Below are 7,053 nucleotides of genomic sequence, written 5' to 3' on the forward strand. Positions count from 1 at the left end.
GAGCTTGGTCAAATACATCGAAAAAGTGCTGAGAGAATTTGGCGAAAACTATGTAATTAATTTTGTCTAACTACTTAACCGAACGCTGCGCCCCTCTAAAGAAATTGCTGCTAACAGTTCCTTGGCTACTTGGCTAATTGCTTCCGTCTTACCAACAGCAGCAACTACAGTTTTACTGGGCGTGATTTGCTGAATGTCAGTAAACTTGACTTTTAAGGTGATGGTGCGTCCCAGAGCTTGATAGCTTTGTAAGCGATGCTGGACAGTTTGGGCGATAGTTTTTAATTCCAGCAGCATTACTTGTAGGTCGTTCAAGTCCTTGGTGAAGGAAGTTTCTGCACCAATTGATTTGCGTTCGTCGGTTAGGCTCGACTATCCGGTTATCCTCTGCTTTAGCGATCAGGTAGTAAAAATGTCCCACCTTACCGAAGTGACGCACTAAATCAGCTTGGCTGTATTGCTTAAGGTTTGCTCCAGTATGAATTCCCAAATTGTGCATTTTGGTAGCAGTGACTTGTCCAATCCCGTGAAACTTCTCAATGGGCAGGGCGGCGACAAAATCTGCGGCGTGTTCGGGTAGAATCACCGTTAGTCCATTAGGCTTATTCATGCCCGATGCCATTTTTGCTAGGAACTTATTTACCGAAACTCCGGCACTTGCCGTTAAGTTAGTCTCTGAGAGGATAGCTGCTTTGATTTGTTTGGCAATGGTCGTAGCGTAAGGCAGTCCTAGTTTGTTTTGGGTGACATCAAGGTATGCCTCATCTAAGGCTACAGGTTCTACCAGATCCGTGTAGCGCTTGAAGATAGCATGAATCTGGGTACTAATGCTGCGGTAGACCTCAAAGCGAGGTGGGGCGAAGACCAGAGTAGGACATTTTTGCAGGGCAAGGTAAGAGGGCATAGCGGAATGGATACCGAACTTCCTAGCCCCGTAGCTGGCAGCAACCACTACACCGCGCTCTTGAGGCAATCCACCTACCACAAGTGGTTTACCTCGATAGCAAGGGTTGTCTCTTTGCTCGACTGAAGCATAAAACGCATCAAGATCGACGTGAACAATCTTTCTATCTCCATTCATTCTCATGCCTAAAAATTACTCGCTCGGAGCAACCTTGTCAATTAATCATTCCGAGGAGTTTCTGAAGCCTAATGTGACTACTAAGTAGATATTAGGTTGCAAATGCTCTGTGTTATTTTGCTGAAGATTAATTAACGCCATCGCTCAAATTGATCTTCCGAACAGCCGTTAATGTAAGCATTTGATACCCAACCCTTGAGGGGTTTATAGGTTTCATTGGGAGAGTAGCCGTAAACTCTAGCAGAAATCGCTACCCAATTTCCTTTTCGATGTGTTGCTCTGACACCATCACCGCGATTAAGTTTGGTTATAACTTTATAATGATTGCCGGGACCACTACGGACATTAACATTATTACCAGTAATGAACGAACATACGGTCTTATCCTGCAAGGTTTTACCATAGCCGGGAGTAGTCGGTTGCGCCCAAGCACTACTAGCTAAGAGGACGCTTGATGCTGAAGTTAGGGCGATAGAAATAGCAGCTTTACGGAGGTTAAAAATTTTCAGCATATAAATTGTTGTTCTAGCGGATTTGAAAAAAGTTAATGGTATTTATATCTACGCGCTTTTGTTGTAGCTTTCCCGATTTGCTCCTAAAAGTTGCAATAGAAACAAATTACTTCTAAATTACTTTATTACTTTTTCTCAATAGTATTCCTACTCATAGTTTTCTTTGGTTTCTGAGCCAGCCATTTCGTACACCTGTAATTACCTCCTAACTTGGAGAAAAATATGGCATTACTTTATGGGAAAATAACTCGTGAGAAACACATCTTAGACGAGTTATCATGCCTCTGTCGCTCCTTGACGATTGCCACCCAGAGAACTTGAAGCTTGCTTACCCGTTGCCTTTAACTCGGCATCCGGCAGCAGTATATATCTCTGGGTTGGGATTCGGCAGTCAGCGAACTATCCGTTATTCCCTCAATCGGATTGCGGCTTTGCTCACTAATAACGAGTGCGATGCTCATACCATAGACTGGTCAAAGTTGCGTTACCACCACACCGCAGCAATTAGAGTTATTCTCATCCAATCCTTCGCGGCCGTGACAGCTAACAAAATGCTTTCGGCTTTGCGTCGAGTCCTGTTAGAAGCTTATCGACTAAATTTAATGACCGCTACAGATTACAATAAAGCCGTGGATTTTCCCAACATCCCCGCCGACTGGGAGCCGAGGGGACGTTCTCTTGCTCGGTCAGAAATTGCCGCATTATTAGCTACTTGTTGTTCGTCTAGTCCCATTGATATTCGAGATGCAGCGATCGTTGTCATGCTACTAGGGACGGGTTTGCGGCGGTCGGAATTGGTTAATCTGGAGCTAAAAGACTTAAACCTGAATACTGGAGAAATTTTGGTTCGCAAAGGCAAGCGTGGGAAAAGTCGCAGAGTTTATCTCCCCACCGAGGCTCGGTCCTATGCTTGGAGATGGCTTGAGGTGCGAGGGGATGAACCGGGACCATTGTTTTGTCGAATTCGTCGGGGAGGTCATTTGCATTTGGGACGGTTGCACTCCGACGCAATTTGGCGGATGTTGCAGCATCGGGCAAAGCTAACTCAATTAGAGTCTTTTAGTCCTCATGATTTGAGAAGGACATTCTGCTCTGACCTGCTAGACGCTGGGATTGATATTGTCACAGTCCAGAAATTAGCTGGTCATTCTAGTCCAGCAACCACTGCTAAGTACGACCGTCGGGGTGAAGACGTAAAGCAATTGGCGGTGGAGCGGTTATCGATTCCTCGTCAATATCCGAATACTTAAGCTCAGAAATCCCTTATCGAATCCTAGCAAAAGCAGTCCTAGATGTTTTCGGCAAAGTTTTCAAACGCCAGTGGGAGGGGGTCAGCCAGTAGCCCTTGGGAATTTCTTGCAAGCGAGGGAATAATAAATAAGCACCCAAAAGATAGTCGATAATATTTTCATCCGCACTAATACCAGAAAAAGCTTTGACTTGGTTAAAAGTAAGCAAAAAAGTCTCCTCACGCTTGCGGTTAATCGCTTGGTAGTCAATTTGTGCAGAAGCAGGCACGGCAGAGGAGGTAGCGTAATAATTCCACAGCAGGCAGCACTCGTGCAAAGACAGACTGGCAGTTTGTAGCAACAAAGCGGCGCGGTAATATAGCCCAGAACGGCGGAGCATATAAGGATGAACAGGAATTGGCAAACCAGCTACAACGCCAGCTTGGTAAACGATATGGTGCAAAGAGCGATTGCTTAGGCGTTGTTGCCGTTCGCTCTCTAAAATCCAATCAGTTTTACTAAGTTGTACTAATTCCTGCAAAATCTCAATTTCCGCAGGACACAAAGGCTGTTGGTTGACCACAACTTGCGGTCGGATGCGGAGGGATTTGGAACTGATTGCGAATCACCAGTAGACTATTGGCGGTGGAATTGAGGTCGCACCAGCGCAGCCAGCAGATTTCCGATGGTTGCAGCGCTTGGCAAAACAGGAGCATGACTAAAGCTTGGTTGCGTATGGGGGCGCGGGTTTGGCGGCTTGCAGTAATCAGGGCATCGACTTCATGGAGGTATAGGAATTCGCGATCGCGGCGGTCTGTAGAGGGGAGCTTGCGTGGGGGAAGCTTGGTCATAAAGGAATCAACTTTTACCTAATCGCGCTATCTATTGTATTGTCGGAAATGCGTGGATACTGGAAGCCTTTTTCACCGATTAGCTTACGGTCAAAAGAATAAGTAGTAGAACACTCAGCTTGTTGAGCAATTGCGCCAATCGAGTAATCAGAAAAATCAGCTTTACCAATTTCATACGTTGCAAAGCTTGATATACGGAGGAACGATTCTCAAACTCCATTACAGGAGTAGCAAGCATGGCTTCTAGAACCTCAGCAATTTGTGGGCGAGTAAATTGGTAGAGCTGACCTCGAAGTACCCAAACCAACTCACAAAGAACAATATTGGACAGAAAGCATAATTGCCCCTCTGCTTCAATTAACTCGGCGGCTAGTTGCCACTGTTCTAAATCATCAGCAGTCACATAGCGCACAAGCAAATTAGTATCAAGTCCAATCACTTGCACCCTGGGTGATCGCCGATTCCATATCTTCAATAGTTGCGGCAAAAAGACCCAGACGGCGTAGCATTCCAGATAATGATGTAACTGGTAGATTGAGAGGAACTACCTTGACCGTGCCATTTTCATCGATCACAAAGCCAATTTTGCTGCCAATTTCTAACTTCAAGTAGTCTCGAATTTCTTTAGGGATAGTTATTTGCCCCTTAGTAGTAATAGTCGCGCTTTTCATCGTAGTAAATCCTTACTTTAAACCCTTACTTAATTGTAAGATAGAAGATAAGTAAACAAAAAATTTCGTTAATTGCCAATCGAAAAATCTAGTGCCTCAAGGTAAAACTCCCCTGACCTTCCCACTGATCAGGGGTAGGGGAATGCAGCAGCCGCCAAGCGCCAAACCTCTACCAAGGGCATACCTAGAGCTTGCTGTAGTTGCCATAGAGAAGCTTTATGCTCCTAGTGGTGTTGCATCCAGTTAGTGATCGCTTGCTACCACAGTTCAATAGCACTTGAGCTAAATAATTCGAGCAGCATTTGCAGTTAAGGGCAAGACTTGCCAACAAAATCACTAAAGCTCGAAGGATAAACCTAGAGGGGCTTGTCAGTTCTCTAGGTTCTAGTCAAGTTGTATCCAGTTTCAGCCCATGTCGGCTTACGCTTTCACTTTCTGTTTAGCGGCTCTAGTCCGCAAAAAGCCAGCACCAGCACCAAAAGCTAGTAAACCTAACATAGATGCTGGTTCGGGGACTGGTGTTAACAGAACAGCACCGATAGTTTGAGTATCAGCAAAAAAGCCTGTAGCCGCAATTTGTCCGTTCTCGTTGATCCCTCTAGCACTCGTCAATACCAAGTCAATATCCCCCGTTATCAGTGTGTTGAGATCGAACAGCTCAGTACCATCGTAGAGGAAAGCGCGATCGCTGCCATCAGCTAGTTCTGAATCACCAACTACTAAACCCAACTCGTTGATGCTGTAAGCGATACTAAAGCCGCCACCAAGGGTTCCCAAATCGTCGGTAGCATCTATGGCACTATTTGTATCCGTAAGAAAGGCATGAGTTTCGCCATTAGCTGTAGTTGAGAAACCAACAACTTGACCTAAATCGTTGATATCAAGAGCATTACTTGAAGCTCCGCCCAAAGTACCTAAGTCGTCGGTTGCTGGGTTGATTATGCTATTAGGTGCGGTACGAAAGGCATGAGTTTCACCATTAGCTGTAGTTGAGCTACCGACAACCTGACCTAAATTATTGATACCCCTACCAGAACTGCTACTTCCACCAAGAGTTCCCAACTCAACAATCGGACCTCCACTACCAGACGTGGCGACCACAAGAGCACCAGGGACCCCAAAATTCTCGCCAGTTACTTGCCCTAAGTCATTGATAGCAGCAGGTCTAGAAAAAGGAAAACCACCTGCTTCTAATGTTGATCCATTAGGTGAAGTAATAAAGCCTGCCGCAAATACGCTTGCTACAACTTGACCTGAGTTATTAATATCACTAGGAACACTGTCACTCCCAGGAACACCGTCATCCGTACCACGTAAAACAATATCTGTTGCTAGATTAATTGGACTATTAGGAGCGGTGCGAAATGAATACCTACCTCCTCGAGTAGGTAATTCCGTTCTACCAATAACTTGACCTAAGTCATTGATACCTGTAGCAGAAGCAGGGCTTCCGGCAATACTAAGGTCAAGAACGTTATAGAAGGTTGCCGCATTAGCAGGTAAAGATGTAGTAAATCCTACTAGGCATACTGCCGTTACCGTTAAACTGAGTTGACCAATATTGTTTGATTTCATGTTTAGTTTAGCTAAATGAACAAAATAAAAAGCGGTCGCATTTTTGCGGTCAACCATGCACTGAAATTTTCGCTCGATGAATACTGGTAGAGCAGCCCTAAAACTTATTAATAAGCAATTGTTGTTTCCTAGGACATAGATTGGCATACGCCAACGAATTTATACTCTATCTAAGGAGGGTTGCGATCTGGAATATTGCCTTAGTTCATGTTATCGAGGAACGATAGGCTTAACTGCTAATCCAAAGATTTTGCGCCTCCCTGTAAAACTCGCCCTGACCATCCCACTGATAAGGCGTAGGAGAATGCAGCAGCCCTAGCCAAACTTCTACCAGAGGCATACCCAGCGCTTGCTGTAGTTGCCGAAGGGAGACTTTTTCACCCTGGTGCTGATTAATCCAGAGGGCGATCGCCTGACACCAAGCAAAAATATCTTCATCATGAGCAAAGTCTAAAGCAAGTTGTTTGTGTTCTTCGTGGGATAAGGGTAATTCATTGTCAAGAAGAGAAAGAGCGTCTAATTGCTCGATCATTGCCAGCACAGCAGACTTATCTACTACACTTACTACAGAATCTTGCGCCTTTGGGGTTGTATTTGCTCGGCGTTTACGAGGTGATAGTGGCGTAATCAAGTCGCTCAAGTCCACAGCCATCGTCTGGCGCACGATATCATCAAAGAAGTCTCTCTTAACGTGGGGATCGCGGTAGGCATTTTCCCAGTTATCAATTAGTACCTCTGACCGTAATAGTTGCAATTGTGCTAGTTGGAGAATTGCCTCTCCTGCCGCTTGCATCTGCATAGCTTCGGGTAACTGAGCGATTTCTTGTTCCGCTTGATCTAATATTGCCTCTAAATCGACGGATTCAGGAGCGAGGCGGCTCTGATGTAATTGCGACCAGAGTGGTAGTTCAAGCTGCTGATAATTCATTAATTGCGTGTTTAACAGAGATTGAGATGCGCCGCGTGGAAAGAACAAGGACGCACAGGGCATTGGGAAATTGAGTGTTGCTCGTTACGTGCAAATCTTTCAAATCCAGAACGCCTGCCATGACCGTATGTCAAATACAACGCATTAAGTAACTGGAGTGCATACTCTTTAACAAGTCGCGGCGGCAGACCAAAGGTATGCTGGGG

The 7,053-nt window shown here is 45.2% G+C and carries 11 protein-coding genes; 1 reads left to right on the forward strand and 10 read right to left on the reverse strand.

Annotation, left to right across the window (positions count from 1 at the left end; all coding sequences use genetic code 11):
• Positions 1-66: 66 nt before the first annotated feature.
• The 3 genes from C7B70_RS28980 to C7B70_RS24570 all read right to left on the reverse strand — a co-directional run bounded on the left by C7B70_RS28980 (position 67) and on the right by C7B70_RS24570 (position 1,593).
• A complete protein-coding gene (locus C7B70_RS28980) occupies positions 67-297 on the reverse strand; it encodes a hypothetical protein (RefSeq protein WP_369831952.1) in 231 nt (76 codons plus the stop codon).
• On the reverse strand, positions 197-1,081 hold the full coding sequence (gene dinB, locus C7B70_RS24565) for a DNA polymerase IV (RefSeq protein WP_199192540.1): 885 nt from the start codon (positions 1,079-1,081) through the stop codon (positions 197-199). Before dinB ends, C7B70_RS28980 begins: the two co-directional genes overlap by 101 nt.
• Positions 1,082-1,212: 131 nt before the next feature.
• Entirely contained in the window at positions 1,213-1,593 is a 381-nt protein-coding gene (locus C7B70_RS24570) for an SH3 domain-containing protein (RefSeq protein ID WP_106371527.1), read from the reverse strand.
• 278 nt (positions 1,594-1,871) lie between these two features.
• Between C7B70_RS24570 and C7B70_RS24575 the strand changes: the two genes are divergently transcribed.
• The gene (locus C7B70_RS24575; RefSeq protein WP_106371528.1) at positions 1,872-2,843 is read left to right on the forward strand and encodes a site-specific integrase; all 972 of its coding nucleotides are present in this window, start codon (positions 1,872-1,874) and stop codon (positions 2,841-2,843) included.
• Between the two features lie 13 nt (positions 2,844-2,856).
• Here the strand turns inward: C7B70_RS24575 and C7B70_RS24580 are convergent, their stop codons facing one another.
• From C7B70_RS24580 to C7B70_RS28110, 7 genes are all read right to left on the reverse strand, one after another.
• Positions 2,857-3,405: a hypothetical protein gene (locus C7B70_RS24580; protein ID WP_199192541.1), complete on the reverse strand. Its 549-nt coding sequence runs from the start codon at positions 3,403-3,405 to the stop codon at positions 2,857-2,859.
• Positions 3,368-3,673 carry a hypothetical protein gene (locus C7B70_RS27385; RefSeq protein ID WP_199192542.1) on the reverse strand — a complete coding sequence of 102 codons (306 nt, stop codon included), beginning with the start codon at positions 3,671-3,673 and terminating at the stop codon, positions 3,368-3,370. Before C7B70_RS27385 ends, C7B70_RS24580 begins: the two co-directional genes overlap by 38 nt.
• Positions 3,674-3,752: 79 nt before the next feature.
• Complete coding sequence (locus C7B70_RS24585; protein ID WP_233221134.1) at positions 3,753-4,112, reverse strand: PIN domain-containing protein; 360 nt, start codon at positions 4,110-4,112, stop codon at positions 3,753-3,755.
• Positions 4,099-4,344 (reverse strand): AbrB/MazE/SpoVT family DNA-binding domain-containing protein, encoded by a 246-nt coding sequence (locus C7B70_RS24590; RefSeq protein WP_106371529.1) that lies wholly within the window; start codon positions 4,342-4,344, stop codon positions 4,099-4,101. Before C7B70_RS24590 ends, C7B70_RS24585 begins: the two co-directional genes overlap by 14 nt.
• A gap of 420 nt (positions 4,345-4,764) precedes the next feature.
• A complete protein-coding gene (locus C7B70_RS24595) occupies positions 4,765-5,919 on the reverse strand; it encodes a DUF3466 family protein (RefSeq protein ID WP_158260586.1) in 1,155 nt (384 codons plus the stop codon).
• Positions 5,920-6,148: 229 nt separating this feature from the next.
• Positions 6,149-6,847 carry a hypothetical protein gene (locus C7B70_RS24600; protein WP_106371531.1) on the reverse strand — a complete coding sequence of 233 codons (699 nt, stop codon included), beginning with the start codon at positions 6,845-6,847 and terminating at the stop codon, positions 6,149-6,151.
• Between the two features lie 11 nt (positions 6,848-6,858).
• A partial coding sequence (locus C7B70_RS28110; protein WP_233221135.1) for a hypothetical protein occupies positions 6,859-7,053 on the reverse strand: 195 nt, incomplete at its 5' end.

The sequence above is a fragment of the Chlorogloea sp. CCALA 695 genome (genome assembly GCF_003003885.1).
Classification (GTDB): domain Bacteria; phylum Cyanobacteriota; class Cyanobacteriia; order Cyanobacteriales; family Chroococcidiopsidaceae; genus Aliterella.

Bases quoted from the DNA above. Each gene is read 5' to 3' on its own strand.
- C7B70_RS24600 (WP_106371531.1), bottom strand. From the start codon at position 6,847: ATGAATTATCAGCAGCTTGAACTACCACTCTGGTCGCAATTACATCAG.
- C7B70_RS24570 (WP_106371527.1), bottom strand. From the start codon at position 1,593: ATGCTGAAAATTTTTAACCTCCGTAAAGCTGCTATTTCTATCGCCCTA.
- C7B70_RS27385 (WP_199192542.1), bottom strand. From the start codon at position 3,673: ATGACCAAGCTTCCCCCACGCAAGCTCCCCTCTACAGACCGCCGCGAT.
- dinB (WP_199192540.1), bottom strand. From the start codon at position 1,081: ATGAATGGAGATAGAAAGATTGTTCACGTCGATCTTGATGCGTTTTAT.
- C7B70_RS24575 (WP_106371528.1), top strand. From the start codon at position 1,872: ATGCCTCTGTCGCTCCTTGACGATTGCCACCCAGAGAACTTGAAGCTT.
- C7B70_RS24590 (WP_106371529.1), bottom strand. From the start codon at position 4,344: ATGAAAAGCGCGACTATTACTACTAAGGGGCAAATAACTATCCCTAAA.
- C7B70_RS28980 (WP_369831952.1), bottom strand. From the start codon at position 297: ATGCTGCTGGAATTAAAAACTATCGCCCAAACTGTCCAGCATCGCTTA.
- C7B70_RS24595 (WP_158260586.1), bottom strand. From the start codon at position 5,919: ATGAAATCAAACAATATTGGTCAACTCAGTTTAACGGTAACGGCAGTA.